The following is a 26,953-nucleotide window of genomic DNA, read 5'->3' on the forward strand; positions in this document are numbered from 1 at the left end:
CTTATCCTCCGAACAGGCGTTTGAAGAAGCCTTTTTTCTCGGCCTCGAGGAAACGCATTTCGCGGTTCTCGCCCAACAGACGGGCAATCACGTCTTTATAAGCTTCGGCGGCATTGGCATCTTGCTGGTGGATGACCGGTTCGCCCGCATTAGAAGCCTGCAACACGTTTTGCGATTCGGGAATCACGCCGATAAGCGGAATGCGCAGGATGTCGCAGATGTCTTGTACCGACAGCATTTCGCCTTTTTCCACGCGCTCGGGCGAGTAGCGGGTAATCAGCAGGTGTTCTTTCACGCTGCCGCCTTGCTCGGCTTTGCGCGATTTGCTTTGCAAAATACCCAAAATGCGGTCGGAGTCGCGCACGCTGGAGACTTCCGGATTGGTGGTAATAATCGCCTCGTCGGCAAAATACATCGCCATCAGCGCACCCTGCTCGATACCGGCGGGCGAGTCGCACACGATGTATTCGAAGCCCATTTTTTTGCCGGACAATTCGTTCATCACTTTTTCCACGCCTTCGCGGGTCAGCGCGTCTTTGTCGCGGGTTTGCGAAGCGGGCAGGATGTAGAGGTTGTCGCAGTTTTTGTCTTTAATCAGCGCTTGGTTGAGGGTGGCTTCGCCCTGAATCACGTTAATCAGGTCGTACACCACGCGGCGTTCGCAGCCCATCACCAAGTCGAGGTTGCGCAAGCCCACGTCGAAGTCGATAACGGCGGTTTTGTGGCCGCGCAGGGCCAGGCCGGTTGCGATGCTGGCGCTGGTGGTGGTTTTACCCACGCCGCCTTTACCTGAGGTGACTACAATGATTTTTGCCACGGTGTTTCCTTTTCAAATCAGAATATGGGGAGGATTATTCGGCATCGATTGCGCTGATAACCAGACGGTTATCCTGCAATGAAACTTGTACCGGTTTTTTATGCAGGTGGTCGGGAAGATCCTGCTCGAAATTGCGGTAGATACCGGCCACGGAAACCAGCTCTGCCTGCATGGAATGGATAAAAATCCGCGCGTTGGTGTCGCCTTTGGCGCCTGCTAGCGCACGCCCGCGCATGGGCGCATAAATATGGATGTTGCCGTCGGCAATCAGTTCTGCGCCCTGGCTGACGATGCCGGTGACAATCAGGTCGCCGTTTTCGGCATACACCTGCTGACCGGTGCGCACCGGCGTGCTGATTAACACGGTAGGGCTGCTGATAACGGTCGCCTGAACCGGCTCGGGCTCTTGCGAGGGTTTGAGCTGCGCTTTGGATTCGCCCGGCGCGTCGCCCCGGCTGAACACCAGATGATAACGCGCCGCCGCCGCCGCCCAGGTTTCGCTCTCGTGGCGCAAACCCAGAATCTGCACACCGTAGCGGGCGCATAATGAAATTACCGCCGCCAAATCCAGCGATTCGGGATGTTCAAAATCCTGCACGTCCAAGACAAACGGCATGATGTCCAAATCCTGATATTGGCTGGTACGCTGGCGCAGCGACTCTTCCAACTCGGTCAAATCTGCAGTATGCAGACGGATAGCCAGCACATCCAGTCGGGCTGACTTAACGTCGAAAGCGGGTTTCATAAAACGGTTTAATCATAAAAAAATTTAATGACGTAAGTTTACCGTGTTAATCTACGCTATTCAATCCGTTTAGGCCGTCTGAAATGAAAAAAATCTTCCACGTCATCGGCGCGGGGCGCGTCGGGCAAACCTTTGCCATGCTGCTGGGCAATCATCCGCATTGGCAGATTTCGCACATTGCCAGCCGCAGTTTGCATGAAAATGCTTTTGGCGCGACGGTTTTGGCAGATATTGCTACGCTGCCGCCGGCGGATGTCGTCTTATTGGCCGTACCCGATAATGCCATCGAGGGGGCGGTGGAGCGTTTGGCGCAGCGCCCTTTAAACGGCTCGCTGGTGTTGCATTTTAGCGGCGCGAAAACCATCGCCGCGTTGGATGCCGTGGCGCAGCACGGCGGCATGACGGGCAGCTTGCACCCGGTATTTGCTTTTGCCGATGTGAACCATGCGGTTGCCCATTTGCGCGGCAGCCTGTGCGCGCTGGAAGCGGACAGCCCGAAAGCTATGGCATTATTGCAACAACTGGCGGCGGATGTGGGCTTGGAAAGCTTTGCCCTGCCGTCTGAACAGAAAGCGCGTTACCATGCCGCGCTGTCGGCAGCCTCCAATTTCAGCGTAACGCTGGCGGATTACGCGCAAAACCTGCTCTCGCCGCTGGCTTTGCCCGAAACCTTGTCGCGGCGGCTGGTGGTCGGACTCATGCGGCAGACGGTGGGTAATTTAGTGCAACTGCCGCCTTTGCAAGCCCTGACCGGCCCGATTGTGCGCGGCGATGAAACCACGGTGGCGGCGCATTTGGCGGCGATGGATGCGGAGGAGCAGGCGCATTACCTTGAATGGGCGCGGGCGACGTTGGACTTGGCGGCGGGGCGGTTGGATAAGGCTGGGGTGGAACGGGTAGCGGCGGTGTTGGATGAGGCGGAGAAAATGGACAAGTAAGGACGTTGCCGTATAGGTTAAGTATCCGATATGGCTTTCTCAAATGTAAGATTGAAACAGGTGATTTGAGTAATGCGATTCGTAGGGCAGGGTGGAAACTCCGCCCTACGGTGGTTTATCCCGAAAATACGTTCATAAATTTTGCAATGCATACCAATAACAGGTGGCTGAGCGCAGTCGAAGCCTAGGTTAATTTTACTGTTATAGTTAGCAAGGCTTAGACTGCGCTCAGCTACCTGTTGTTGGATATATTTTCTAGTCGTTACACCATAAAAAGGCCGTCTGAAAACCCGAAATCATCTTCGGTTTTTCAGACGGCCTTTTATCTTACTTTCAACCGCTTATTTTTGCGGCGCGGCTTGCGGGCGTTTGCCGTCGGGTTTGCCTTTGGGCTGGTATTTGGCTTGGTTTTCCAGCCATTGTTTTTGCTGTTTGGCGGTCAACACTTGGAAAATATCGTGGCGCTCTTTCAGACGGCGCACTTCCATATCGGCGCGGCGCTGTTTGCGTTCGGCGGCGTTTTTCTCAAACTCGGCCTGACGTTCTTCCACCATGCGGCGGGCGGCGGCTTCGTCGAAATGTTTGCTGCTGATGATTTGCTGCTCGGCGGCACGCTGCGCCTGCATGCGTTGTTCAAATTCGGCGCGTTGCGCTTCGCTCGGCGCTTTGTTGTCGGGGCGCTGGACTTGCTGCGCGTTATCGGCACGTTGCGGGCGGTTGGCATCCAAAATTTGTTGGATTTTGGCTTGTTGCTTTTTGCTCAGGTTCAAGTCTTGCAGGTCGCGAGGCAACTGGCCTTTTTTCGGCGCAAGGCGGATTTGGCGGGCTTCTTGGGCGTTGCTTTGGGCAACGGTTTCGGCGGCGGTGGCGACACCGGCCAGACCAATCATGGAAGCGGCGGCAAAGGCGAGGTATTTTTTCAGCATGTTTTTTGTCCTGAATGTGTTTGGTAGAAGGTTTGGGATGGGCGAATCATACGCCGACGGCGGTTAACGGGTGTTGCGGCGGGGTAAATGACGGCGGCAAATGCGTTATGAACAATGCTTGAATGGGGCGGTTTGGTTAAAAAGGCCGTCTGAAACGGGGTGTTGGGTTAATTCGGATTAAAAAACAGCGTACTGCTGATGCGGTACGCTGTTTTTAGACGGCCTTTATGTCTTAATGATGAATGCCCAACACCTTGGCGGTATGGCTGAGGATTTCTTCGGCCAAATCGGGCGTGTCGTTTAGGGTCACGCCGTAGCCGAGTACCAATTCTTTCAGACGGCCTGCCCATGCGGGCGCGTGGTCGGGGAAGCATTGGTGAATCAGCTTAATCATCAGCGGTACGGCGGTGGAAGCGCCGGGAGACGCGCCCAACAGCGCGGCCAGCGAGCCGTCGGCGTGGGTGACGATTTCGGTGCCGAACTGTAATACGCCGCCTTTTTTGTCGTCTTTTTTAATCACTTGCACGCGTTGTCCGGCGGTAATCAGCTCCCAATCGTCGGGATTGGCCTGCGGATAATATTCCAGCAGCGAGGTCATGCGCTCTTCTTTGGTTTTGCGCAACTCGCCCAAGAGGTATTTGGTCAGCGGCATATTGTCCCAACCGGCGCGCAAAATCGGCATGAGGTTGTCGCGGTGGATGGACATCGGCAAATCCATCAGCGAGCCTTGTTTCAGGAAATTGGGTTTGAAACCGGCATACGGGCCGAACATCAGGTAGCGTTTGCCGTCAACATGGCGCGTGTCGAGGTGCGGCACGGACATCGGCGGTGCGCCGACCGAGGCTTGACCATAGACTTTGGCGTTGTGCTGCGCGGCGGTTTCATCGTTGTGGTTGCGGAAAAACAGGCCGGATACGGGGAAACCGCCGTAGCCTTTGCCCTCGGGAATGCCGGATTTTTGCAGCAGCGTCAGTGCGCCGCCGCCCGCGCCCAAGAAAACGAAACGGCTGCGGTAGGTCAGCGGCTGGCTGCCGTCTTGCGTGCTGCTGGTTTTGACCGCCCACGCGCCGTCGGCTTCGCGGGTAATGTCTTCGACATGGCGGTTGGTGACGACCTGCACGCCGTTGTCGGTGAGGTATTTCACCATCTGGCGGGTCAGGTTGCCGAAATCGACGTCGGTGCCGTCGGCGCAGTAGGTGGCGGCCACGGTTTGGCCTTCGTCGCGGCCGTTCATGGTCAGCGGCGCCCATTCTGCGATTTGGGCGCGGTCGTTGGAAAATTCGATGTGTTCAAACAATTTTTGCGGTTTGAACGCGTCAAAGCGTTTTTGCAGGTAGTCGGCATGTCCGGTATTCATTACCAGCGACATATGCGGAACGCTGTTGATAAAGGAATTGTCGGCCAATTTTCCCTCGGCGACCAAGCTCGCCCAAAATTGGCGGCTGATTTGGAACTGCTCGGCAATGCCCAGCGCACGGGCGGGATTGACCGTGCCGTCGGCGCCCAGCGGGGCGTAGTTGAGCTCGCACAAGGCCGAATGCCCTGTGCCGGCGTTGTTCCAAGGGTTGGTGGATTCCAGCGCAACGTCGCTCAAACGCTCGACGATGGTGATTTCCCAAGAGGGTTCGAGTTCGCGCAGTAAAACGCCCAATGTGGCGCTCATCACTCCTCCGCCAACCAGTACGACATCCGTTGCTTTTGCCATGATTATGCTCCTTGTGGTGGACACAGGCATATGCTTGCCTTTGTGTATGTGGTTCCGTGTTAATGTATAGTCGTTTCACTTTAGTTTGATACAGCGTTGCTGCGCCTTGTCGTACTATTTGTACTGTCTGCGGCTTGCTGTCTTGTCTCAAACGAAATTGAAACGACTGTATTTTAATGTGGACGGGATTGTTGGCAATCGACAACCCATATCCGCCGTGACGGACACGGGTTTTTCATTTTGTAAGAATTTAGTAGATTTTTTAGGGAAATGCAAAGATTTTGTGTAGGTCGCTGTAAGAATAACAGAAAAAAGGCCGTCTGAAATATTCAGACGGCCTTTATTTATCGGCTGTGCAGGGGAGGTAGCAGGATATTTGTTAAATTGTAAACAAACTGCCTGCCGCCGGATTTTTTGACGAATCAGACCACAATCGCGCCGAGCGAGTCGGTCGGTTTGAACGCGGCCAGAATGCCTTCGATAATGCCGACGATGCCCGGAATGCCCGTCCAGCAAAACAGGAAATAGAAAATGCCCATCCATACGCGTCCGGCACAGAATTTATGTACGCCGAACGAGCCGAACAGCAAGGCCGTGGCGACGTAGAGGGCTTTGTTGCAGGTGTGGGGGTAGGTGGCGGCGTAAGAAACGGGTTGCATGGGATTCCTTTGGTTTGGGATGACAGTCAAACGGCGGTGCGCCGCGTTAAGCGTTAAATGGGTCTGTTTGCGGCGGCTGCAAGGCCGTCTGAAAACGGTTTACCTGAATTTAATGTTGGGTTCAGACGGCCTGATTAAATCTCTACCCCTTCATGTCGCAGCAGCCAGCGTTTGACTTCCAGCGCACGACTGTTTTGATTCGGCACGCCGCCTATACCGTGTTTGGATACCACGCGGTGGGTCGGCACAATCAGGCTCAACGGGTTGGAGCGGCAGGCGCCGCCGACAGCGCGGGGGTGGCTGCTGCTCAGTCGGGCGATGTCTTGATAGGTCAAAATCTGCCCAAACGGAATCTGCGCTACTTCGCGCCAGATTTTCTGCTGATACGGCGTGCCGCTGAAGAAAACCGGTGCGGCAAAAGTTTTCAGACGGCCTGCAAAATAGCCGTCCAACTGCGCCCGCCAAACGTCCGGCAGCGGATACGGCGCGTATTCGGGTTCGCCCGACAAATGCAGCGACAACAGATTGCCGTCGGCATCAAAGGTCAGAGTCATGCCGCCGAACGGGGCGGCATAGTAGGCGGGGAAGGTAGGGTTTGTTATGATGAGGCCGTCTGAAAATTTTTAGCGCTCGCGCCGAAACCGCAGCGTGCCGCGTTCCGATAAAAATCCGTTCAGCGGCAAGTCGTGCGCTTCGCGCGGAATTTCCTCGACCAGCTGGCAGTGGAAACCCACGCCCAGCGTGCGCGTTTGACGGCGGTGCTGCATGGCCGACAGCGTGGCGTCGTAAAAACCGCCCGCCTGCCCGATACGGTAGCCCTGCCGGTCTATGCCCACCAGCGGGATCAGCAGCAAGTCGAGGTTGTGCACGCGGGTTTTGCGTCCGGCAAATTGCGGAATATAAACTTTCAGGCCGTTGCGTTTGCGCTCGGCCTGTTGCCCCTTTTCGCCGGTGTAGGGTGTGAACCACATGCGGCGGGTTTTGCGTTCGATATACGGCAGGTAGGGTTGCGCGCCGCGCTGCAAGGCCGTTTGAATAAAAGTGCCGACATCCAGCTCGGTGCCGATGGCCCAATAGACGCCGATTTTTTTGCCGCGCTTGATGTGGCGCTTGAGTTGGTTGTTGATGACGCGTGTGGCAGCAGCGCGTTCGGCGGCGGGCAGATCGCGGCGCAGGCGGCGCAGGTGGCGGCGCAGTTCGCTTTTTTTCTGTGCGGTCATAATAGGTCTCTCCCGACAGTTGTAGAATACGCCGATTATAAAACATTCGTTGAGGAATTTCCTGATGTGGCACATTGTCGCCATCGGCTATTTATTTGTGGCCGTGATGTTTTCTCTCGCCCAGCCGGGGATGGCGCGGGTAGTGATTTATCTGGCGTTTTGGGTGGTGCTGCCGACGCTGTTTACGGTATGGGTGGTCTATATCCGCCGCCGCAATCGCCGTCTGAAAGCGCAAGAGCAGGCTTTGCCGCCTCAGAAGCAGAATGATTAAAGTGCCGGCTTGATGTTTTTCAGACGGCCGGGGCTGCCGCTTGAATCGCTTGCGTTTTTTACCGAAAAGATGGTGCGCGACGAATTGCCAACGGCTTCCGAATCTTATATAATTCCGCAGCTTTTGGTTTCAAAAGCGCTTTTTATTGTTCAAACTATGCCCACTTTCGCCAAAGGGTGCTTGGCCTGCCAAGTTCTATGCGATTGATTGTGTGCAACTAACCCTTTTAAATTTAAGGAAATACGATGTCTCAAATTACCATGCGTCAGATGATTGAAGCCGGTGTCCACTTCGGTCACCAAACCCGTTTCTGGAACCCGAAAATGGAACAATACATTTTCGGCGCGCGCAACAAAATCCATATCGTCAATTTGGAAAAAACCCTGCCGATGTTCCAAGAGGCGCAAGAAGCCGTCCGTCGTCTGGTCGCCAATAAAGGCACCATCCTGTTTGTCGGTACCAAACGCCAAGCACGCGAAATCATCAAAGAGGAAGCCACCCGTTGCGGCATGCCTTACGTTGACCACCGTTGGTTGGGCGGTATGCTGACCAACTACAAAACCGTAAAACAGTCTATCAAACGCTTGGAAGACAAAACTGCGGCTTTGGAAAACGCAGCCGAGAGCGGTTACAGCAAAAAAGAAATTCTGGAAATGCAACGCGACGTTGAAAAACTGGAACGTTCTTTGGGCGGTATCAAAAACATGAAAGGCCTGCCGGACGCGATTTTCGTGATTGACACCGGTTACCAAAAAGGTACTCTGGTCGAAGCCGAAAAACTGGGTATTCCGGTTATCGCCGTTGTCGATACCAACAACAGCCCCGACGGTGTGAAATACGTTATCCCAGGTAACGATGACTCCGCCAAAGCCATCCGCCTGTACTGCCGCGGCATCGCCGACGCCGTATTGGAAGGCAAAAACCAAGCCCTGCAAGAAACCGTGGCCGCAGCCCAAGAAGCCGCAGCCGAGTAATTTCAGGCAAACAAAGAGAGGGGCGTTTGCCCCTTTTTTTGAAACGCTTAGGGACTGCCGACAGTTCATCCGCGAAGCAAGATTTGTGCGTAAAATCGCGGATGCAAGGCGAAAAGCGCAGCAAGGTTAAACACCTTGCGAGCATTTTCAACGCGGCAGGCGCGATTTTACGCACAAATATTGCCGCGTGATGGATTGTCGGCAGTCCTTATATAGGCCGTCTGAAAGACCGCCCCAACAGATTTTCCGCATACGCAAAGCCGTATGCTTCCCAATATTCAAGGAGTTTAACATGGCAGATATTACTGCAAAAATGGTTGCCGACCTGCGCGCCGCTACCGGCTTGGGCATGATGGAATGCAAAAAAGCATTGGTTGAAGCAGAAGGCAATATGGAAAAAGCCGAAGAAATCCTGCGCATCAAATCCGGCAACAAAGCCAGCAAACTGGCCGGCCGCCAAGCCGCCGAAGGCGTGTTGGCATTCGCCATCGACGGTAACACCGGCGCATTGGTCGAAGTCAACTGCGAAACCGACTTCGTGGCCAAAGACGCAGGCTTCGTAGGTTTTGCCAACTTCGTGGCCAAAACCGCCGCCGAGAAAAAACCGGCTACCGTAGAAGAATTGAGCGAGCTGGTTGAAGCCGAGCGCAAAGCCATCATCGCCAAATTGGGCGAAAACATGTCTGTACGCCGCTTCCACGTGATTGAAACCGCCGACAAACTGGTGGCCTACATCCACGGCTCTCTGGCTACCGAAGGCGCATTGGTCGAATTCAAAGGCGACGAAGACGTAGCCCGCAAAGTCGGCATGCACATCGTGGCTTCCAAACCGCAATGCGTATCCGAAGACCAAGTCAATCCGGCTCTGGTGGAAAAAGAACGCCACATCTACACCGAGCAAGCCATCGCTTCCGGCAAACCGGCTGAAATCGCCGCCAAAATGGTTGACGGCCGCATCAAAAAATACCTGGCCGAAGTTACTTTGAACGGCCAACCGTTTGTGATGAACCCGGATCAAACCGTTGCCCAATACCTGAAAGAAAACAACTGCGAAGTCGTATCTTTCGTGCGTTATAAAGTAGGCGATGGTATCGAAAAAGCCGTAGTCGATTACGCCGCCGAAGTAGCCGCCGCTGCTAAAGTGTAATCTGCCTATGCAGAAAAAAGCACCCGATTCGCCGCTTGAATCAGGGTGCTTTTTTTGGGAACATCTTTCAGACGGCCTGAAACAATCGAGACCTTGATAAAGGCCGTCTGAAACCAAATACCTTCCGGTTTGACCGCAAACCGATGTTACAATAATAACAAACACATACCGCACCATTAAATAAAACAAAATGCCGTCTGAAACACCGCGCTACCAGATAGCGCCAACGAAGCATTCAGACGGCCGCCCCATAACCCAACCGCAAAAGAAAGCAAGGTATCTCATGACACAGCAAGTCAAATACAAACGCGTATTATTGAAACTCTCCGGCGAAGCCCTGATGGGCAAAGACCCGTTCGGTATCAACCGCGACACCATCATGCAGATTGTCGGCCAGGTTAAAGAAATCGTCGATTTGGGCGTACAGGTCGGCGTTGTGGTCGGCGGCGGCAACATCTTCCGAGGCGTGTCCGCCCAAGCCGGCAGCATGGACCGCGCCACCGCCGACTACATGGGCATGATGGCCACCGTGATGAACGCGCTGGCCTTGAAAGATGCCTTTGAATCTTTGGGCGTGAAAGCCCGCGTCCAATCCGCCCTGTCTATGCAGCAGATTGCCGAAACCTACGCCCGCCCGAAAGCCATCCAATACATGGAAGAAGGCAAAGTGGTGATCTTCGCCGCCGGCACCGGCAACCCCTTCTTCACCACCGACACCGCCGCAGCCCTGCGCGGTGCCGAAATGAACTGCGATGTCATGCTCAAAGCCACCAATGTGGACGGCATGTACACCGCCGACCCGAAAAAAGACCCGTCGGCCACCCGCTACGAAACCATTACCTTCGATGAAGCCATCGAGAAAAACCTGAAAGTGATGGACGCCACCGCCTTTACCCTGTGCCGCGAACGCAAGCTGAATATCGTCGTGTTCGGCATCGCCAAAGACGGCGCGTTGAAAAACGTGATTTTGGGTGAGAACGAAGGTACGCTGGTGCATTGCTGATTTAACGTCATAAAGAAGGCCGTCTGAAAATCTTTTCAGACGGCCTTACTGTTACGGCTATAATAGAATAATCGGTTAACAGAGGGAAAAAGCGATGGCAGAACGGTTGATTTTGACGGCTTTCGAGGATGCTTTCCAATCTTTGGCGGATACGGCTGCGTTGCTTGCGGATGAGCAGTGGATGGGTAGTCAGGCAGAGATTGTGCGCGAAACGCTGATTGCGGGGGCAATTCAGAAATTTGAGTTTGTTTACGAGTTGGGTTTGAAAATGCTCAGGCGACAGTTGGCTGCCGAGGCAGTCAATCCTGATGAAGTGCAGGGTGCGGATTTTCGTGATTTGCTGCGCTTGGGTCTGCAAAGCAGTTTGATTGACAACATGGACGACTGGTTGTTTTACCGTAAGCTGCGCAATATTACGTCGCATACCTACGATAAAAGCAAAGCGCTGGAAGTGTATGCCGCTATCGGTGCGTTTCTCGACAGCAGCCGTTTGTTGTTGCAGGGCTTGCAGAAAAGGAATGCTTGATGTTGGATGTGCAGCCGGAATATTTGGCATTGGTGCGGCAGATTCTGCGGCAGTATTTTGACGGCTTGCCGGTGTGGGCGTTCGGCTCGCGAGTCAAGGGGTGTGCACGGCCTTTTTCCGATTTGGATCTGGTGGTGGTGTCTGAAACGCCGCTGCCGCTGCGCCGCTTGGCGTTGGCGGAAGAGGCGTTTGCGCAATCGGATTTGCCGTATCGGGTAGATTTGTCGGTATGGGCGGATTTGGGCGACGATTTTAAAGAGATTGTCCGCAACCGGTATGAAGTGGTGCAGCCGTAAAGGATGACGGATGTCAGGCCGTCTGAAAAATGATTTTTCAGACGGCCTTTGTGTATCCCTATCCGTATAAAATACCGTTGTCAAAACAATGCCGTCCGTACCGTTTAACTTGTCGGAATCCTTTAATAACGGTACTATTCAGAGTTATTCCATCCCTTAGGCCGTCTGAATCCGAGGTTCAGACGGCGTTTGACCCTATCTGTTTGATTTTAAAGTTGAGAACACAATATGATTAACGACATCCAAAAAACCGCCGACAGCAAAATGCAGCGCTCGCTGGAAGTGTTGAAAGAAAATCTGGCTAAAGTGCGCACAGGCCGTGCGCATACCGGTCTGCTCGACCAGGTCAACGTGGAATACTGGGGCAGCGACGTGCCGGTAAGCCAAGTGGCCAGCGTGACCTTGCTGGACGCGCGTACCATCGGCGTAAAACCGTTTGAAAGCAATATGGCGGCGAAAATCGAGAAAGCCATCCGCGATTCCAATTTGGGTTTGAACCCGGCTTCCGTCGGCGATTTGATTCGTGTGCCGATGCCTATGCTGACCGAAGAGCGCCGCAAAGACCTGATTAAAGTGGTGCGCAGCGAAGCCGAAGAAGGCCGCGTGTCCATCCGCAACGTGCGCCGCGATGCCAACGACCACATCAAACGCCTGCTCAAAGACAAAGAAGTGTCTGAAGACGAAGCGCGTCGCGGCGAAGAAGCGGTGCAAAAGCTGACCGACAAGTTTATCGCCGAAGTGGATAAAACCCTGGCGGCCAAAGAAGAAGATTTGATGGCGATTTAAGGCCGTTTGAAAAACAGAAGTGCGGTTGAAGTAGGGCGGGCGTTCCTGCCCGCCGCCGGTACGCAGAATATGTATCGGTATTCCGAACCACGGGCGTATGCCCGTCCCCACCGAGGCAGCAATGAAAAGCAGTACGCAGACAATTTTGACGCATACCCATGTGCCGCGCCATATCGCCGTGATTATGGACGGCAACGGCCGCTGGGCGAAAAAGCGTTTCCTGCCCCGTGTAATGGGGCACAAGCGCGGCTTGGACGCTTTGGAAAACATGGTGGGCTATTGCGCCGACGCCGGTGTGGAATACCTGACCGTGTTTGCCTTTTCCACGGAAAACTGGCGCCGTCCGCAAGAAGAAGTCTCGTTTCTGATGGGGCTGTTTCTGCAGGCGCTGCAAAAGCAGGTCAAGCGTTTGCACGACAACAACATGCGTTTGAAGGTCATCGGCAGCCGCGAGCGTTTTAATGCCGAAATTTTGCGCGGCATTGATGAAGCAGAGGCGCTGACCGCCGCCAATACCGGCCTGACCCTGAGCATTGCCGCCGATTACGGCGGCCGCTGGGATATTTTGCAGGCGGCCAACAAGCTGATTGCCGAGGGCGTCAGCGAAATCGGCGAAGAAGATTTAAACCGCCATCTGATGTTGGGCGGCGCACCCGAGCCGGATTTGTTTATCCGCACCGGCGGCGAAACCCGTATCAGCAATTTCCTGCTGTGGCAGATGGCCTATGCCGAGCTGTATTTCACCGACACGCTGTGGCCGGACTTCGACCGCAATGCGTTTAACCATGCGCTGGCTTCGTTCCGCCTGCGCGAGCGTCGTTTCGGCCGCACTTCCGAGCAGCTGCCGAGCGAGCAGCAAAGGGGGTAAACCATGCTGAAACAACGGATTCTAACGGCGCTGTGGCTGCTGCCGCTGATGTTGGGTATGCTGTTTTACGCCCCGTCGTGGCTGTGGGCGGCGTTCAGCGGCCTGATTGTGCTTTTGGCGCTGTGGGAATACGCCCGCATGAGCGGCATGGATAAGCCGCGTATCAATCATTATTTGGCGGCAACGGCGCTGTTTATGCTGGCGGCCTATACCGGCGGTTGGGCGCTGCCCAAATGGATTTGGCTGGCGGTATTGGCGTTTTGGCTGATTGTGATGCCGTTGTGGTTGAACAAAAAATGGGCGCTCAAAGGCGGCTGGCAGGCTTATGCCGCCGGTTGGCTGCTGATGGTGCCGTTTTGGTATGCGCTGGTGACGCTGCGCCCGACCACTTATTCCGCCGTTTACTTGCTGGCGGTGATGGGCTTGGTGTGGGTGGCGGACATTTTCGCTTATTTCACCGGCCGCGCTTTCGGCAAACACAAGCTTGCGCCCGCCATCAGCCCCGGCAAAAGCTGGGAAGGCGCGATTGGCGGCGCGGTGTGCGTGTTGGTTTATTTGAGCATTGTGCGCAGCATGGGCTGGCTGGCATTTGATAACGGCTGGCTGAACACCATGATTGTCGGCCTGATTCTGACCGTTGTCAGCGTGTGCGGCGATTTGCTGGAAAGCTGGCTCAAACGCGCCGCTGGGATTAAAGACAGCAGCAATCTGCTGCCCGGCCACGGCGGGGTATTCGACCGCACCGATTCGCTGATTGCCGTATTGAGCGTGTATGCGGCGGTGGTTTCGGTGTGGGGATAATGCGCAGAGCATGAGATGGCAAGGCAGTATTTTTTGCCCTGCACAAGCTGTATATTTTTATAAAACGATTAAGAAATCAAAATGTTGGGTTTTAACCCAACTGAAGCAAAGGCCGTCTGAAACCCAAGCGTTTTCAGTCGGCCTGCCAGACAAAGACCATGACCCGACAAGTTTTAACTATTTTAGGCAGCACCGGCAGCATAGGCGTGAGCACGCTGGATGTGGTCGGCCGCCATTCCGATAAGTTCGACCTTTTCGCCCTGGCCGGACACCGCCAGATTGAAAAATTAGCGGCGCAATGCGTAGCGTTCCAACCGAAATTCGCAGTGGTTGCCGACGCCGTGCATGCCGCAGATTTGGCAGGCCGTCTGAAAGCGGCGGGCTGCGCCACTGAAGTGTTATACGGCGCACAAGCCTTGATGGATGTGGCTTCGGCAGGCGAAGTGACCGGCGTGATGTGCGCCATTGTCGGCGCGGCCGGACTGCCCTCGGCGCTGGCGGCGGCCAAAGCAGGTAAAACCATTTATCTGGCGAACAAAGAAACGCTGGTGGTCTCCGGCGCCCTGTTTATGCAAACGGCCAAAGCAGGCGGCGCGACCGTTTTGCCCATCGACAGCGAGCACAATGCCATTTTCCAAGTCCTGCCGCGCGATTACACAGGCCGTCTGAACGAACACGGCATTGACTCCATTATCCTGACCGCGTCCGGCGGGCCCTTCCTGCACACCGATTTGGCAACTTTCGACAGCATTACCCCCGCCCAAGCGGTGAAACACCCGAATTGGAGCATGGGGCAGAAAATTTCCGTCGATTCGGCCAGTATGATGAACAAAGGCTTGGAGCTGATTGAAGCGCATTGGCTGTTTAACTGCCCGCCGGAAAAATTGGAAGTGGTGATTCATCCGCAATCGGTCATTCATAGTATGGTGCGCTACCGCGACGGCTCGGTTTTGGCGCAGTTGGGCAACCCCGATATGCGCACGCCGATTGCCTATTGCTTGGGGCTGCCCGAGCGCATTCATTCCGGCGTCGGCGCTTTGGATTTCGGCACGCTCTCCGCGCTAACCTTTGAAAAACCTGATTTTAACCGTTTCCCCTGCCTGAAACTGGCCTACGAAGCCATGAGCGCGGGCGGTAGCGCGCCGTGCGTATTAAACGCCGCCAACGAAATCGCCGTGGCTGCTTTTTTAGACGGCCAAATCAAGTTTACCGACATCGCCAAAGTGGTGGCACATTGCTTGGCGCAGAATTTTTCAGACGGCCTGCGCGACATCGACAGCCTGCTGGCGCAAGACGGCGCAACGCGGGCGCAGGCGCAGGCGTATATCGCAGCATTGGCTTAACGGCAGAGAGGCGGCAAGGAGGCGGAAATGGCCATCGGCGTGACACGTTCCAGAGGCATTAAAGAATATCAGTTGCAGCCCTTGCGCGACGTGATTCAGGCAAAACGCTGGGAAGCGCTGGACGCGACGGTTGAAGCGGTTTTGGCCGCAGGCAGCGCCGCGCAGCAGCGCGGTTTGCTGATTCGCATGGCGGGGCTGTTGCAGCAGGTAAAGCCGGAGGCAGCGGTGCGCTGTTACGAGCGGGCGTTGCCGAGTTTGCAGGGAACGCTGCGCCGCCAAGTGTGCAGCAATTTAGCCATGATCCTAGGCCGTCTGAAACGCTATGGCGAAGCCAAAAAATACGGCGAAGAGGCTATTATGCTGCGCGACCGGGAATTTACCGAAAACCGCCTGACCAAGCGTCTTGTGGTGTTTTCCCTGTATGGCAGCGATCCGGCCTATTGCGAGCCGCTGGTGATAAACGCGCAGAAAATGGCGCAGCTTTACCCGGGTTGGGTCATGCGCGTTTATCACGATGACAGCGTGCCGCAGCATGTGTTGGCGCGTTTGCAAGCATTGTCGGTGGAGTGTGTCCATGCCGCCGAAGTCGGCGCATTATCGTATCCGGGCACGTTTTGGCGGTTTTTGGCCTTGGAAGAGGATTGCGACGCGGTGATTTTCCGCGACGCGGATTCCGTGATTGACGAGCGCGAGCAGTATCTGGTTAACGAATGGTTGGATTCGGGCAAGGCTTTTCATGTCATACGCGATTGGTACGGCCATAACCATCTGATATTGGCCGGTTTGTGGGGCGCGCGCTACGGGCTGTTGGCGGGTATCCGCCTGTGGATAGAGCGTTTTTTGCGCAACGGCAATTTGGATCCGAAATTTGCCGATCAGGAATTTTTACAGCTTTACGTGTGGCCGCGTATCAAGCACGACTGTCTGCACCACAGCAGCGTGTACGACCTGCCCGGTGCGCAATGGCCGTCTGGACTGCCGAGGCATTATGTTAACCCCGAAAGCGGCAGAATCCAGCCGCTCGGTTCGTGGCTGTTGCAAGAATACCGGCCTGACACCGACCGGCCTTATACCGTATGCCTGTATGATGAAGAACATACGCTCATCTGCCGTTATGACTTCGCCGAGGGCAAACCGTATTCACTGCCGAGCGCCTATGCCCGCGAGATTGAGCGTGGCCGCTGGCGCGTGGAAGTCATCGAGCAGACGGATTCTGCGGCAGAATAAGGCCGCTGCTTTTCAGACGGCCTGCAAGCCGTTATCACAATACCCGCTGCGGCGGGACGGTAAACAACATGAGCAACCCGTTAGAAACTTTAAAAGCCGCGATTAATGCGCAACAGTGGCAGGATATTCCTGCTTTGGCCGACCGATTGGCAGAGTCTGTGCCGCTAGCGCAACGCGCCCGTTTGTTGTCCAATATCGGCGTTTTATTGGCCGAAGCCAAGCAGGAAGCGCTGGCGGCCGAATATTTCGAACGCGCGCTGCGGGCGGGCTTGCAAGATGACCGCCAAGCGCGGATTGCCGGTAACTTGGCCAGTATTTTGAGCCGTTTGCAACGCTATGACGAAGCCTGCTATTGGGGTGCGGAATCCGTCCGCCTGCGCGATGAAGCCGCCTGTCAAGGGCAATTTACCCGCCGTTTGGCCGCTTTTTCGCTGTACGGCGCGAATCCGGCCTACTGCGAATCCTTGATTTTGAATGCGCAGCGCCTGCCGGAATTGTATCCCGGCTGGGAAATGCGCGTGTATCACGATAAAAGCGTGCCCAAGCAGCTGTTGAGCCGTTTGCAGGCTTTGGGTGTGGAATGCGTGGATGTCACGGGTACGGAAGCCCAGCAGTATCCGGGGACATTTTGGCGTTTTCTGGCTTTGGAAGAGGACTTTGACGCCGTGGTGCTGCGCGACGCCGACTCGGTGATGAACGAGCGCGAGCAAACGCTGGTCAATGCTTGGCTGGCCTCGGACAAGCCGTTTCACATCATGCGCGACTGGTACACCGAAACCAATCTGATTATGGCCGGTATGTGGGGCGTGCGCCACGGTCTGCTGTCGGGTATCCGCGCTTGGATTAAGCAGTTTGTCGCTGCCGGTAATTTACATCCGACCCATGCCGACCAGTATTTTCTCGAGCGGTATGTATGGCCTCGGATTAAAAAGTATGCGCTGCACCACGACAGCGTATTGGGTTTACCCGATACGCAATGGCCGTCTGAATTGCCGCGCTACAATGAAATCAACGGCAAAATGCAGCCTTTGGGTTCGTGGCAGTTGGCCGAATTTATCCCCGATACCGACAAGCCTTACGGCGTGTACCTGTATGACGGGCAAGGCCGGGAAATCTGTCAATATTCTTTTGAGGCCGGTCAGCATTTCGAGTTGCCGCAAAGCTATAAAGACAACATCGACAGCGGTTTGTGGCGCATGGAAGTGAAAGAGCAAATGCAAATCGCCGTCAGCCTGCCCGGTGGCGGCAAATCCACCGCGACCGTGATTTTCAACCGCAAGAAAAAGCAGCCCAACCCCGAATAAAGCGATGGACAAGGCCGTCTGAAAACAGACGGCGCTGTTCAGACGGCCTCCGATACCGCATTTCATACTTAGGATTATTTTGATTACCCTGTTAGCCTTTATCGTCGCCATTCTGATTCTCGTCAGCCTGCACGAATTCGGCCACTATACCGTGGCGCGTTGGTGCGGCGTGAAAGTCGTGCGCTTTTCCGTCGGTTTCGGTAAGCCGTTTTTCAGCCGCAAAAAGGGCGATACCGAATGGTGCTTAGCGCCGATTCCTTTGGGCGGCTACGTCAAAATGGTGGATACCCGCGAGGGCAATGTGGCCGAAGCCGATTTGCCCTACGCCTTTGACAAGCAGCACCCGGCCAAGCGCATTGCCATCGTTGCCGCCGGCCCGCTGACCAACCTGATTTTGGCCGTATTGCTCTACGGCCTGAGTTTCTCTTTCGGCGTGACCGAAATCCGCCCGTATGTCGGCACGGTCGAACCGGCCAGTATCGCCGCCAAAGCCGGTTTCCAATCCGGCGACCGCATTCAAACTGTAAACGGCGTTAACATCTCCGATTGGTCAGACGCGCAAACCGAAATGGTATTGAATATCGAATCGGGTAAGGTGGCTGTTGGCGTTCAGACGGCCTCGGGGCAGCAGGCCGTGCGCGTGATTGACGCGGCGGGCACGCCCGAAGCAGGTAAAATTGCGCAAAACAACGGCAGTATCGGCCTGTGGCCTTTTAAAATCACCAACCGTATCGGTTTGGTACAAAAAGGCAGTCCTGCCGCACAAGCCGGTTTGCAGGCAGGCGACAAGCTGCTGCGTGCCGACGGCAAACCGCTGAACCATTGGGACGAATGGGTCAGCCTGTTCCGCAACAGCCCGGGTAAAAAAATTAATGTCGAATACGAACGCGGCGGCAAAATCCTGACCACGTCCCTGCGCCCCGACAGCGTGGAGCAGGAAGACGGCACCTTGGCCGGTAAAGTCGGCCTTGCCGCCGGACGCGATGAAGCGTGGGACAAGCAAGTCCGTTACGAATATAAACCTTCCATCGGCCAAGCCTTTAAAATGGGTTGGGACAGAACCGTTGGCTATTCCGCTACCACGCTGAAATTCCTCGGCAAGTTGGTCAGCGGCAATGCCTCGCTCAATCATGTGTCCGGCCCCTTAACCATTGCCGATGTCGCCGGTAAATCGGCGGCTTTGGGCGTGCAGAGTTATTTGGAATTTTTGGCATTAATCAGTATCAGTTTGGGCATACTCAATCTGTTGCCCATACCTGTTTTAGACGGCGGTCACTTGGTGTATTATGCCGCTGAGTGGATACGCGGCAAGCCTTTGAGCGAGCGCGTGCAGGCAATCGGGCTGCGTTTCGGTTTGGCCGTAATGCTGATGCTGATGCTGGTGGCTTTTTTTAATGATATTAACCGTTTGTTTGGATAATTTATGAAATTGAAACAGATTGCTTCGGCCCTGATGATGTTGGGTCTGTCGCCTTTGGCCTTGGCCGACTTCATCATTCAGGACATCCGCGTGGAAGGCCTGCAACGCACCGAGCCTTCCACCGTGTTCAGCTATCTGCCGGTTAAGGTGGGCGACAATTTCAACGACGCCCGCAGCGAAGAGATTATCCGTAATCTGTATGCCACCGGTTTTTTTGACGACGTGCGCGTAGAAACCACGGGCAACCAAGTGTTGCTGACCGTCATCGAGCGTCCGACTATTTCCACGCTCAACATTACCGGCGCGAAAATGCTGCAAAACGACGCCATCAAGAAAAACCTGGAATCTTTCGGTTTGGCGCAGTCGCAGTATTTCAATCCGGCCGTTTTGAATCAGGCGGTGGCCGGTTTGAAAGCCGAATATATCAGCCGTGGCAAAAAAGCGGTCAAAATCACGCCGACCGTAACCAAATTGGCACGTAACCGTGTGTCTATCGACATTGCCATCGACGAAGGCAAATCCACCAAAATCACAGAAATCGAATTTGAAGGCAATGAGCATTATTCCGACCGCACTTTGCGCAAACAAATGTCGTTGAGCGAAGGCGGTATGTGGACTTGGCTGACGAAGAGCAATCAGTTTAACGAGCAGAAATTCTCGCAAGACCTGCAAAAAATCAATGAGTTCTACCAAAACCGTGGTTATTTCGGCTTCCGTATCGCCAATACCGATGTCCAAAGCAACGACGACGATACCAAGCAAACCATCAAAATTACGGTAGATGAGGGTGAACGCTTCCGCTGGGGTAAAATCACCATCGAAGGCGATACCCGTGAAGTGCCGAAAGAAGACCTCTACAAACTGCTGAAAATGAAAGAAGGCAAATGGTTTGACCGCGAGCTGATGGTCAGCGCGCTGGAAAACATGCAAAAACGCATGGGTACGGCCGGTTATGCTTTTAGCGAAATCAATGTGCGCCCGGTGCCGAATTTGGAAACCAAAACCGTTGATTTTGTTTTAGATGTGGATGCAGGCCGCAAAGTTTATGTCAACGAAATCCATATCTCCGGCAACAACAAAACCCGCGACGAAGTCGTGCGCCGCGAGCTGCGCCAAATGGAAGCCGCGCCGTATGACGCGTCCAAACTGCAACGCTCCAAAGAGCGTGTCGAATTGCTGGGCTATTTCGATGATGTCCAATTCGACCCCAAACCCGTGGCCGGTACGCCAGACCAAGTCGATTTGAACATGACCCTGAAAGAGCGTGCCACCGGCTCGCTGGATTTGAGCGCCGGTTGGGTGCAGGATACCGGTATCGTGGTGTCGATGGGTGTGGCGCAGGACAACCTGTTTGGTACGGGCAAATCCGCTTCCGCACGTGTTTCCCGCAGTAAAACCACCCTCAACGGCTCTCTGTCGTTTACTGACCCGTATTTCACCCCCGACGGCGTAAGCTTGGGTTACGACATTTACGGTAAAAAATACGACCCGCGTAAGGCAACTTCCAGCTCGAAACAGTATAAAACCCAAACCGTCGGCGCAGGCTTGCGCATGGGTGTGCCGATTACCGAATACGACCGTGTGAATTTCGGTTTGGCGGTCGAACATATGACGGTGAATACCTACACCGGTGCGCCGAAACGCTACCGCGAATTTATGTCCGAACACACCGGCGATGAAATCGGCAAATGGTCGGGCATGTTGTACAAAGGCACGCTGGGCTGGGGGCGCAACAAAACCGATAACGCCTTGTGGCCGACACGCGGCTACCAAACCGGCGTGAATGCCGAAATCGCCTTGCCGGGCAGTGATTTGAAATACTACACTGTGAGCCACAACCAAACCTGGTTCTTCCCGCTTTCCAAAGACTTTACGTTTATGGTCGGCGGCGCAGTGGGCTATGGCAACAGCTACGGCAGCACCAAAAGCATGCCGTTCTTTGAAAACTTCTACGGCGGCGGCTTAGGTTCGGTGCGCGGTTACGAGAGCGGCACGCTCGGCCCGAAAGTGTATGACGAATACGGCGATAAAATCAGCTACGGCGGTAACAAAAAAGCCAACGTATCGGCTGAATTGATGTTCCCGATGCCGGGCGTGAAAGACGCGCGTACCGTGCGTTTGAGCCTGTTTGCCGACGCCGGCAGCGTGTGGGATGACAAAACCTACACTGATTCGGACAACGATACCTATTACTCCACCGGTGCGACCCAAAACGTCTATGGTTTAGGTTCGACCCACAAATCGACCTTTAAAGAAGAGCTGCGTTACTCGGCAGGTTTGGCGGTGTCTTGGCTGTCGCCGTTGGGCCCGATGAAATTCAGTTATGCCTACCCGATTAACAAAAAAGAAGGCGATGAAATCCAGCGCTTCCAATTCCAGTTGGGTACGACATTCTAATCTGCCTGCGGCTGAGGCCGTCTGAAGCATACGCTGCCAATATCCGGCGTGTTTTCAGACGGCATTGTCCTAAAGGGTACGCATAAAGGAATGCATATGAAACACATGACAACCATCGTCCGCAGCCTCGCCCTGCTGCTGGTCGGCTTCGGCCTGACCGCGCAGGCCGCCGCTGCCGAAGCCGTACAGAAACTCGGCTTTATCAACACCGAGCGCGTGTATCTCGAATCCAAACAGGCGCAAGGCATTCAGGCCACATTGGAAAAAGAATTCGGCAGCCGCCAAAAAGCATTGCAGAAATTGCAGCAGCAGGGCGCGGATTTGGAGAAAAAGCTGGCCGACCGCAAATTGCAGGGCGCGGAGCGTGAAGCCGCCGCCAAACAATATGCCGAGCTGGTGCAGCGTTTCCGCCGCAATCAGGCATCGTTGGCCGAAGATTACAACCTGCGCCGCAACGAAGAATTTGCCGCCTTGCAGCAAAACGCCAACCGCGTGATTATCGAGCTGGCCAAGCGCGAAGGTTACGATGTGATTTTGCAGGACGTGATTTACGTCAACAGCAAATACGACATTACCGACAGCGTGATTAAAGCCTTGAACGCCATTAAATAAAGGCATGACCGATGTAGGGTGGGTTTCACCCACCATTGCCCACCCCACGCGAACTTCGCAGAACCTCGCAAGGCTCGTTTTCAGACGGCCTGAAAGTACACATGACCTCTTATACCCTTTCCCAAATTACCGCCCAACTCGGCGGCGAATGGCGCGGCGAAGACACCGCCGTGACCGCCGTGCAGCCGCTGGCCAAAGCCGGTGCGCAGCACATCAGTTTTTTAGCCAATCCCAAATACAAGGCCGAAGTACACGACAGCGGCGCGGGCGCTATTATTGTGTCCGACAAAGTGGCCGACGAATTTGCCGGCCGCAATCTGATTGTGACCAAAGACCCGTATCTGTATTTCGCCAAAGTCGCGCGCCTGTTCAGCCCTGTGGTCAAAGCGCAAGGCGGCGTACACCCGACGGCAGTGGTTGAGGCGACGGCGGTTGTCCCCGCCAGCTGCGAAATCGGCGCCAATGCCTACATCGGCGCGAATACCGTGCTGGGCGAGGGCTGCCGCATTCTCGCCAATTCGGTGGTGGAACACGACTGCAAATTGGGCGACGAGGTGGTGCTGCACCCCAATGTAACGGTTTATTACGGCTGTACGCTGGGCAACCGCGTGGAAATCCACAGCGGCGCGGTGATTGGCGCCGACGGTTTCGGCTTGGCCTTTGCCGGTGCGTCATGGTTTAAAATTCCGCAAACCGGCGGCGTGACCCTGCATGACGATGTGGAAATCGGTTCCAACAGCAACGTCGATCGCGGCGCGATGAGCGATACCGTGGTCGGTGTCGGCAGCAAAATCGACAACCAGGTACAAATCGGCCACAACTGCCAAATCGGTGCGCACACCGTGATTGCCGCGCAGACCGGCATTTCCGGCAGCGTGAACGTCGGCAACTACTGTATTTTGGGCGGTGGTGTCGGCACGGTCGGCCACATCGAAATCGCCGATAAAACCAATATCGGCGGCGGTACCTGCGTGACCCACAGCATTAAAGAAAGCGGCCAGCACATCGCCAGCCTGTATCCGATGCAGACGCACAAAGAATGGGCGCGCAATGCCGTACACGTGCGCCATTTGAGCGAAATGAACAAACGCATCAAGCAGTTGGAAAAACTGCTGGATGTAAAAAGCGGCAGCGACGGCGAATAAACCGGCCAACCGGTTTTACTGTCCACCCCACCATTTTCAGACGGCCTATACCTATATAGGAATCAAGGCCGTCTGAATGTTTAATGCCAAATTAGAATAGATTGAAAGATAAGGAAAAACCTCATGGAATTCAAATTACCGATTGAAGCGAAAGACATTCACAACCTCATTCCCCACCGCTATCCGTTTATGCTGATTGACCGCATTGTTGCGTTTGAATCCATGAAAACCCTGACCGCGATTAAAAACGTCAGCATGAACGAGCCGCAGTTCCAAGGCCACTTTCCCGGTCTGCCGACCATGCCGGGCGTATTGATTATCGAAGGCATGGCGCAGGCTTGCGGCACGCTGGCGATTTTGAGCAACGGCGGCCGCGAAGAAAACGAATTTTTCTTCTTCGCCGGTATTGACGATGCCCGCTTCAAACGCCAAGTGATTCCGGGCGACCAGCTGACCTACGAAGTCGAGCTGCTGACCTTCAAACGCGGTATCGGCAAATTCCACGCCGTGGCCAAAGTCGAAGGCCAAATTGCCGCCGAAGCCGTGATTATGTGCGCCAAACGCATTGTCGCGCCCGAATAAACAAGCCACCTCAAGGCCGTCTGAAAAGCAGGCGGCCTCCATAGCGGCAGATATTTTGCCCGTCATGCGGCGAACACACCCACACCACACCTTTATTTTCAGACGGCCTGCCCCGCAGAAGGAGGTTTTATGACCCATATCCACCCGACCGCCATCATCGACCCCAAAGCCGAACTGGATTCCGGCGTCAAAGTCGGCTCGTACAGCATTATCGGCCCCGATGTCAAAATCGGCGCAGACACCGAAGTCGGCCCGCACGTCGTGATTAACGGCCACACCGAAATCGGGCAAGCCAACCGCATTTTCCAATTCGCCAGTATCGGCGAGGTCAACCAAGACCTGAAATACAAAGGCGAGCCAACGCAAACCATTATCGGCAACGGCAATTTAATCCGCGAACACGTCACCATCCATAGGGGCACGGTACAGGGCGGCGGCGTCACTCGCGTCGGCAATGAAAACCTGCTGATGATTAACGCCCACGTTGCCCACGACTGCCAAATCAAAAACCGCTGCATTCTGGCCAACAATGCGACCCTGGCCGGACACGTCGAATTGGACGATTTCGTGATTGTCGGCGGCATGTCGGCCATCCACCAATTCGTCGTCGTCGGCGCACACGCTATGCTCGGCGGCTGCTCCGCCGTGGCGCAAGACGTGCCGCCGTATGTGATGGCGCAGGGCAACCACGCCGGCCCGGTCGGTATCAACCTCGAGGGCATGAAGCGGCGCGGTTTCGACAAAGCCGCCCAACGCGCCGTATTGGAAGCCTACAAGCTGCTCTACCGCAAAGGCCTGTCGTTGGAAGAAGCCAAGCAGCAAATCGCTGATTTGGCAAACGAAAACAGCGCCGTCGGCTTGTTCGGCGAATTTTTCCAACGCTCGACACGCGGCATTATCCGCTGATGATTGTTGTAATAATGCCGTCTGAAAAAACCTTGTTTCAGACGGCATTGAACTATGTAGGGTGGGTTTTAGCCCACCATGTTCATCATTGATAAACGGTGGGTTAAAACCCACCCTACGTCGATACTCGTTTATGCATAACAAACCCCTTACCATCGCCATCAGCGTCGGCGAAGCCTCCGGCGATTTGCTTGGCGCACATTTAATCCGCGCCATCAAAGCGCACCGCCCCGACGCGAGATTTATCGGTATCGGCGGCGAGCGCATGAAAGCCGAAGGTTTCGAGAGCCTGTACGACCAGGAAAAACTGGCCGTGCGCGGTTTTGTCGAAGTCGTGCGCCGCCTGCCCGAAATTTTGAAAATCCGCAAAGGCATTATCCGCGATTTAATCCGAATACGCCCCGATGTGTTTGTCGGCATAGACGCGCCCGATTTCAACCTCGGTGTGGCGGAGAAACTGAAAAAAGCCGGGATGCCCACCATCCATTACGTCAGCCCGTCGGTATGGGCGTGGCGCTTGGAGCGCGTGAATACCATTGTGCACCAAGTCAACCGCGTATTGTGCCTGTTTCCGATGGAGCCGCAGCTTTACATCGACGCAGGCGGCAAGGCCGAGTTTGTCGGACACCCGATGGCGCAGACCATGCCGCTGGAAGACGACCAAGCCGCCGCCCGCGCCAAGCTCGGGATAAACCCGCCTTCCGCCGTATTTGCCATTTTGCCCGGCAGCCAAATCCGCGAAGTCGAGAGCATGGCGCCGGTGTTTTTTCAGACGGCCTTGCTGCTGCTGAAACGCTACCCGCAGGCGCAATTTTTATTGCCTGCCGCCACCGAAGCCACCGCCGCGCGTATCCGCGAGATTTTGGCGCAACCCGAATTTGCCACGCTGCCGCTGACCGTGGTGCGCAAACAGGCCGATACCGTCTGCACCGCCGCCGATGTGGTGTTGGTCACGAGCGGCACGGCCACGCTGGAAGTGGCGCTGTGCAAACGGCCGATGGTCATCAGCTATAAGGTTTCCGCGCTGACCTATTGGTATCTGAAACGCAAAGTGAAGGTACAACACGTCGGCCTGCCCAATATCCTGCTGGACAAATCCGCCGTGCCCGAGCTACTGCAAGAAGAAGCCACGCCCGAGCTGCTCGCCGCCACCGTTGCCGACTGGTACGACCACCCCGATAAAGTTGCCGCGCTGAAACAGGATTTCCGCGCCCTGCATTTGATGTTGAAAAAAGACACGTCGGGACTGGCGGCGCAGGCAGTGTTGGCCGAGGCAGAGGCCGTCTGAAAACGAGCTTGTGAGTTTCTGCGAAGCTAAAACGTGGGCAATGCGTAGGTTGGGTTAGCCGCGCTTTTTGCGGCGTAACCCGACAGCGCTGGGATTCAGACGGCATGTGCCGTAGCGGATAGTTGTCGGGCTTTCATCCTAACCTGCATATTTCAGTGTGTAGAGTATGTGCGGAACGCACGCACGCGTTTTCCCTCATGCGGGATGTTTTTCAGACGGCCAAAACAAGCCGGTTGGGTAGGAAGCCCCAACGTTTTCCTTAGATTAAACATTGCGTTGGGTTTGCAACCCAACCTACCGATTGCTTTACCATGACTGTATTCCTTTCTGCCGGTGTCGATGAAGCCGGACGCGGGCCGCTGGTTGGCAGCGTGTTTGCCGCCGCCGTGATTCTGCCCGCCGATTACGATTTGCCCGGCCTGACCGACTCGAAAAAACTCAGCGAAAAAAAGCGTGATACGCTGGCGGCGATGATTAAAGCGCAGGCCGTGGCGTGGAGCGTGGCCAGTGCCGACCCCGCCGAAATCCAAGAATACAATATCCTGCACGCCACCATGCGGGCGATGGCGCGGGCGGTCAAAGGCTTGGCGGTTACGCCGCACAAAGTGTGGATAGACGGCAACCGCGTGCCGCCGGATTTGGGCGTGGAGGCCGAAGCAGTGGTCAAAGGCGACAGCAAAATCATGGCCATTTCCGCCGCGTCCGTATTGGCGAAAACCGCCCGCGACGCCGAAATGTATGCGCTGGCGGCGCGTTATCCGCAATACGGTTTCGACAAACACAAAGGCTACGGCACGCCGCAACACCTCGCCGCCTTGCAGCAATACGGCGTGTTGCCGGAACACCGCAAAGACTTTGCGCCGGTGAAAAATTTGTTGGCGCAGGGGCGCTTGTTTGAATAAGCGGAGACATGCAAAAGGCCGTCTGAAAAGCAGAGTGTTTATGTTTTTCAGACGGCCTTTTTGCGTTGAAAATTGATTTGATTGTTTCTTCTTTGTTGATGGTTTGTTTTAAAAATAAGAATTGTTCTTTTTTGTGTAATCAGTA

General features: G+C 55.1%; 28 protein-coding genes. 21 read left to right on the forward strand and 7 right to left on the reverse strand.

What is annotated here, in order from left to right:
* Position 1: 1 nt before the first annotated feature.
* The gene (minD, locus tag J2T37_RS07030; RefSeq protein WP_253354860.1) at positions 2-817 is read right to left on the reverse strand and encodes a septum site-determining protein MinD; all 816 of its coding nucleotides are present in this window, start codon (positions 815-817) and stop codon (positions 2-4) included.
* Between the two features lie 34 nt (positions 818-851).
* Positions 852-1,562, reverse strand: a complete 711-nt coding sequence (gene minC / locus J2T37_RS07035; RefSeq protein ID WP_253354862.1) for a septum site-determining protein MinC — start codon at positions 1,560-1,562, stop codon at positions 852-854.
* A gap of 83 nt (positions 1,563-1,645) precedes the next feature.
* On the opposite strand from minC, the gene J2T37_RS07040 reads away from it, so the two are divergent.
* On the forward strand, positions 1,646-2,500 hold the full coding sequence (locus tag J2T37_RS07040; protein ID WP_253354863.1) for a Rossmann-like and DUF2520 domain-containing protein: 855 nt from the start codon (positions 1,646-1,648) through the stop codon (positions 2,498-2,500).
* A 341-nt stretch (positions 2,501-2,841) separates the two neighbouring features.
* Here J2T37_RS07040 and J2T37_RS07045 read toward each other — a convergent pair whose 3' ends face one another.
* From J2T37_RS07045 to J2T37_RS07065, 5 genes are all read right to left on the reverse strand, one after another.
* The gene (locus J2T37_RS07045) at positions 2,842-3,426 is read right to left on the reverse strand and encodes a Spy/CpxP family protein refolding chaperone (protein ID WP_253354865.1); all 585 of its coding nucleotides are present in this window, start codon (positions 3,424-3,426) and stop codon (positions 2,842-2,844) included.
* Positions 3,427-3,658: 232 nt separating this feature from the next.
* Positions 3,659-5,161: a malate:quinone oxidoreductase gene (locus J2T37_RS07050; protein ID WP_301286364.1), complete on the reverse strand. Its 1,503-nt coding sequence runs from the start codon at positions 5,159-5,161 to the stop codon at positions 3,659-3,661.
* Positions 5,162-5,553: 392 nt separating this feature from the next.
* Positions 5,554-5,790, reverse strand: a complete 237-nt coding sequence (locus J2T37_RS07055; protein ID WP_253354869.1) for a TM2 domain-containing protein — start codon at positions 5,788-5,790, stop codon at positions 5,554-5,556.
* A gap of 134 nt (positions 5,791-5,924) precedes the next feature.
* Positions 5,925-6,344, reverse strand: coding sequence for a methylated-DNA--[protein]-cysteine S-methyltransferase (locus tag J2T37_RS07060; protein WP_253354870.1), 420 nt, complete (start codon positions 6,342-6,344; stop codon positions 5,925-5,927).
* Between the two features lie 69 nt (positions 6,345-6,413).
* A complete protein-coding gene (locus J2T37_RS07065; protein ID WP_253354871.1) occupies positions 6,414-7,010 on the reverse strand; it encodes a 5-formyltetrahydrofolate cyclo-ligase in 597 nt (198 codons plus the stop codon).
* A 64-nt stretch (positions 7,011-7,074) separates the two neighbouring features.
* Here J2T37_RS07065 and J2T37_RS07070 point away from each other — a divergent pair, with 64 nt between their 5' ends.
* The 20 genes from J2T37_RS07070 to rnhB all read left to right on the forward strand — a co-directional run bounded on the left by J2T37_RS07070 (position 7,075) and on the right by rnhB (position 26,808).
* Positions 7,075-7,281, forward strand: coding sequence for a hypothetical protein (locus tag J2T37_RS07070; protein ID WP_253354872.1), 207 nt, complete (start codon positions 7,075-7,077; stop codon positions 7,279-7,281).
* 245 nt (positions 7,282-7,526) lie between these two features.
* The gene (rpsB, locus tag J2T37_RS07075; RefSeq protein WP_253354873.1) at positions 7,527-8,255 is read left to right on the forward strand and encodes a 30S ribosomal protein S2; all 729 of its coding nucleotides are present in this window, start codon (positions 7,527-7,529) and stop codon (positions 8,253-8,255) included.
* Positions 8,256-8,547: 292 nt separating this feature from the next.
* Positions 8,548-9,402 carry a translation elongation factor Ts gene (gene tsf / locus J2T37_RS07080; protein ID WP_253354874.1) on the forward strand — a complete coding sequence of 285 codons (855 nt, stop codon included), beginning with the start codon at positions 8,548-8,550 and terminating at the stop codon, positions 9,400-9,402.
* Between the two features lie 283 nt (positions 9,403-9,685).
* The gene (gene pyrH, locus J2T37_RS07085) at positions 9,686-10,405 is read left to right on the forward strand and encodes a UMP kinase (protein WP_253354875.1); all 720 of its coding nucleotides are present in this window, start codon (positions 9,686-9,688) and stop codon (positions 10,403-10,405) included.
* A gap of 94 nt (positions 10,406-10,499) precedes the next feature.
* The gene (locus tag J2T37_RS07090) at positions 10,500-10,931 is read left to right on the forward strand and encodes an HI0074 family nucleotidyltransferase substrate-binding subunit (protein ID WP_253354877.1); all 432 of its coding nucleotides are present in this window, start codon (positions 10,500-10,502) and stop codon (positions 10,929-10,931) included.
* Complete coding sequence (locus J2T37_RS07095; RefSeq protein WP_253354879.1) at positions 10,931-11,227, forward strand: nucleotidyltransferase family protein; 297 nt, start codon at positions 10,931-10,933, stop codon at positions 11,225-11,227. The genes J2T37_RS07090 and J2T37_RS07095 overlap by 1 nt, the downstream gene beginning before the upstream one ends.
* A gap of 228 nt (positions 11,228-11,455) precedes the next feature.
* A complete protein-coding gene (frr, locus tag J2T37_RS07100) occupies positions 11,456-12,013 on the forward strand; it encodes a ribosome recycling factor (RefSeq protein ID WP_253354881.1) in 558 nt (185 codons plus the stop codon).
* 121 nt (positions 12,014-12,134) lie between these two features.
* On the forward strand, positions 12,135-12,881 hold the full coding sequence (gene uppS / locus J2T37_RS07105) for a polyprenyl diphosphate synthase (RefSeq protein ID WP_253354883.1): 747 nt from the start codon (positions 12,135-12,137) through the stop codon (positions 12,879-12,881).
* A 3-nt stretch (positions 12,882-12,884) separates the two neighbouring features.
* Positions 12,885-13,682, forward strand: coding sequence for a phosphatidate cytidylyltransferase (locus J2T37_RS07110; RefSeq protein WP_253354884.1), 798 nt, complete (start codon positions 12,885-12,887; stop codon positions 13,680-13,682).
* Between the two features lie 158 nt (positions 13,683-13,840).
* Positions 13,841-15,025, forward strand: coding sequence for a 1-deoxy-D-xylulose-5-phosphate reductoisomerase (ispC, locus tag J2T37_RS07115; protein ID WP_253354886.1), 1,185 nt, complete (start codon positions 13,841-13,843; stop codon positions 15,023-15,025).
* Positions 15,026-15,064: 39 nt separating this feature from the next.
* Positions 15,065-16,252, forward strand: coding sequence for a hypothetical protein (locus J2T37_RS07120; protein ID WP_253354888.1), 1,188 nt, complete (start codon positions 15,065-15,067; stop codon positions 16,250-16,252).
* A 68-nt stretch (positions 16,253-16,320) separates the two neighbouring features.
* The gene (locus J2T37_RS07125; RefSeq protein ID WP_253354890.1) at positions 16,321-17,556 is read left to right on the forward strand and encodes a tetratricopeptide repeat protein; all 1,236 of its coding nucleotides are present in this window, start codon (positions 16,321-16,323) and stop codon (positions 17,554-17,556) included.
* A gap of 79 nt (positions 17,557-17,635) precedes the next feature.
* Positions 17,636-18,976, forward strand: coding sequence for an RIP metalloprotease RseP (gene rseP, locus J2T37_RS07130; protein WP_253354892.1), 1,341 nt, complete (start codon positions 17,636-17,638; stop codon positions 18,974-18,976).
* A 3-nt stretch (positions 18,977-18,979) separates the two neighbouring features.
* The gene (gene bamA / locus J2T37_RS07135) at positions 18,980-21,373 is read left to right on the forward strand and encodes an outer membrane protein assembly factor BamA (RefSeq protein ID WP_253354894.1); all 2,394 of its coding nucleotides are present in this window, start codon (positions 18,980-18,982) and stop codon (positions 21,371-21,373) included.
* A gap of 105 nt (positions 21,374-21,478) precedes the next feature.
* The gene (locus J2T37_RS07140; RefSeq protein WP_253354947.1) at positions 21,479-21,985 is read left to right on the forward strand and encodes an OmpH family outer membrane protein; all 507 of its coding nucleotides are present in this window, start codon (positions 21,479-21,481) and stop codon (positions 21,983-21,985) included.
* 101 nt (positions 21,986-22,086) lie between these two features.
* Positions 22,087-23,130 (forward strand): UDP-3-O-(3-hydroxymyristoyl)glucosamine N-acyltransferase, encoded by a 1,044-nt coding sequence (lpxD, locus tag J2T37_RS07145; protein WP_253354896.1) that lies wholly within the window; start codon positions 22,087-22,089, stop codon positions 23,128-23,130.
* A gap of 123 nt (positions 23,131-23,253) precedes the next feature.
* On the forward strand, positions 23,254-23,712 hold the full coding sequence (gene fabZ / locus J2T37_RS07150; RefSeq protein WP_253354898.1) for a 3-hydroxyacyl-ACP dehydratase FabZ: 459 nt from the start codon (positions 23,254-23,256) through the stop codon (positions 23,710-23,712).
* A gap of 129 nt (positions 23,713-23,841) precedes the next feature.
* Positions 23,842-24,618 carry an acyl-ACP--UDP-N-acetylglucosamine O-acyltransferase gene (lpxA, locus tag J2T37_RS07155; protein ID WP_253354900.1) on the forward strand — a complete coding sequence of 259 codons (777 nt, stop codon included), beginning with the start codon at positions 23,842-23,844 and terminating at the stop codon, positions 24,616-24,618.
* A 133-nt stretch (positions 24,619-24,751) separates the two neighbouring features.
* Complete coding sequence (gene lpxB, locus J2T37_RS07160; RefSeq protein ID WP_253354902.1) at positions 24,752-25,906, forward strand: lipid-A-disaccharide synthase; 1,155 nt, start codon at positions 24,752-24,754, stop codon at positions 25,904-25,906.
* A 311-nt stretch (positions 25,907-26,217) separates the two neighbouring features.
* Positions 26,218-26,808 (forward strand): ribonuclease HII, encoded by a 591-nt coding sequence (gene rnhB / locus J2T37_RS07165; RefSeq protein ID WP_253354904.1) that lies wholly within the window; start codon positions 26,218-26,220, stop codon positions 26,806-26,808.
* The last annotated feature ends 145 nt before the right edge of the window (positions 26,809-26,953 follow it).

The sequence above is a fragment of the Neisseria perflava genome (genome assembly GCF_024170405.1).
GTDB classification, from domain to species: domain Bacteria; phylum Pseudomonadota; class Gammaproteobacteria; order Burkholderiales; family Neisseriaceae; genus Neisseria; species Neisseria perflava_B.

Excerpts from the sequence above, each read along its gene's own strand:
- lpxB (WP_253354902.1), top strand. The coding sequence starts at position 24,752 with ATGCATAACAAACCCCTTACCATCGCCATCAGCGTCGGCGAAGCCTCC.
- rnhB (WP_253354904.1), top strand. The coding sequence starts at position 26,218 with ATGACTGTATTCCTTTCTGCCGGTGTCGATGAAGCCGGACGCGGGCCG.
- J2T37_RS07125 (WP_253354890.1), top strand. The coding sequence starts at position 16,321 with ATGAGCAACCCGTTAGAAACTTTAAAAGCCGCGATTAATGCGCAACAG.
- minC (WP_253354862.1), bottom strand. The coding sequence starts at position 1,562 with ATGAAACCCGCTTTCGACGTTAAGTCAGCCCGACTGGATGTGCTGGCT.
- J2T37_RS07055 (WP_253354869.1), bottom strand. The coding sequence starts at position 5,790 with ATGCAACCCGTTTCTTACGCCGCCACCTACCCCCACACCTGCAACAAA.
- J2T37_RS07110 (WP_253354884.1), top strand. The coding sequence starts at position 12,885 with ATGCTGAAACAACGGATTCTAACGGCGCTGTGGCTGCTGCCGCTGATG.
- J2T37_RS07040 (WP_253354863.1), top strand. The coding sequence starts at position 1,646 with ATGAAAAAAATCTTCCACGTCATCGGCGCGGGGCGCGTCGGGCAAACC.
- bamA (WP_253354894.1), top strand. The coding sequence starts at position 18,980 with ATGAAATTGAAACAGATTGCTTCGGCCCTGATGATGTTGGGTCTGTCG.
- ispC (WP_253354886.1), top strand. The coding sequence starts at position 13,841 with ATGACCCGACAAGTTTTAACTATTTTAGGCAGCACCGGCAGCATAGGC.
- J2T37_RS07140 (WP_253354947.1), top strand. The coding sequence starts at position 21,479 with ATGACAACCATCGTCCGCAGCCTCGCCCTGCTGCTGGTCGGCTTCGGC.
- lpxD (WP_253354896.1), top strand. The coding sequence starts at position 22,087 with ATGACCTCTTATACCCTTTCCCAAATTACCGCCCAACTCGGCGGCGAA.
- J2T37_RS07095 (WP_253354879.1), top strand. The coding sequence starts at position 10,931 with ATGTTGGATGTGCAGCCGGAATATTTGGCATTGGTGCGGCAGATTCTG.
- J2T37_RS07050 (WP_301286364.1), bottom strand. The coding sequence starts at position 5,161 with ATGCCTGTGTCCACCACAAGGAGCATAATCATGGCAAAAGCAACGGAT.
- J2T37_RS07065 (WP_253354871.1), bottom strand. The coding sequence starts at position 7,010 with ATGACCGCACAGAAAAAAAGCGAACTGCGCCGCCACCTGCGCCGCCTG.
- fabZ (WP_253354898.1), top strand. The coding sequence starts at position 23,254 with ATGGAATTCAAATTACCGATTGAAGCGAAAGACATTCACAACCTCATT.
- J2T37_RS07090 (WP_253354877.1), top strand. The coding sequence starts at position 10,500 with ATGGCAGAACGGTTGATTTTGACGGCTTTCGAGGATGCTTTCCAATCT.
- J2T37_RS07045 (WP_253354865.1), bottom strand. The coding sequence starts at position 3,426 with ATGCTGAAAAAATACCTCGCCTTTGCCGCCGCTTCCATGATTGGTCTG.
- uppS (WP_253354883.1), top strand. The coding sequence starts at position 12,135 with ATGAAAAGCAGTACGCAGACAATTTTGACGCATACCCATGTGCCGCGC.
- J2T37_RS07070 (WP_253354872.1), top strand. The coding sequence starts at position 7,075 with ATGTGGCACATTGTCGCCATCGGCTATTTATTTGTGGCCGTGATGTTT.
- frr (WP_253354881.1), top strand. The coding sequence starts at position 11,456 with ATGATTAACGACATCCAAAAAACCGCCGACAGCAAAATGCAGCGCTCG.
- J2T37_RS07060 (WP_253354870.1), bottom strand. The coding sequence starts at position 6,344 with ATGACTCTGACCTTTGATGCCGACGGCAATCTGTTGTCGCTGCATTTG.
- pyrH (WP_253354875.1), top strand. The coding sequence starts at position 9,686 with ATGACACAGCAAGTCAAATACAAACGCGTATTATTGAAACTCTCCGGC.
- lpxA (WP_253354900.1), top strand. The coding sequence starts at position 23,842 with ATGACCCATATCCACCCGACCGCCATCATCGACCCCAAAGCCGAACTG.
- rpsB (WP_253354873.1), top strand. The coding sequence starts at position 7,527 with ATGTCTCAAATTACCATGCGTCAGATGATTGAAGCCGGTGTCCACTTC.
- tsf (WP_253354874.1), top strand. The coding sequence starts at position 8,548 with ATGGCAGATATTACTGCAAAAATGGTTGCCGACCTGCGCGCCGCTACC.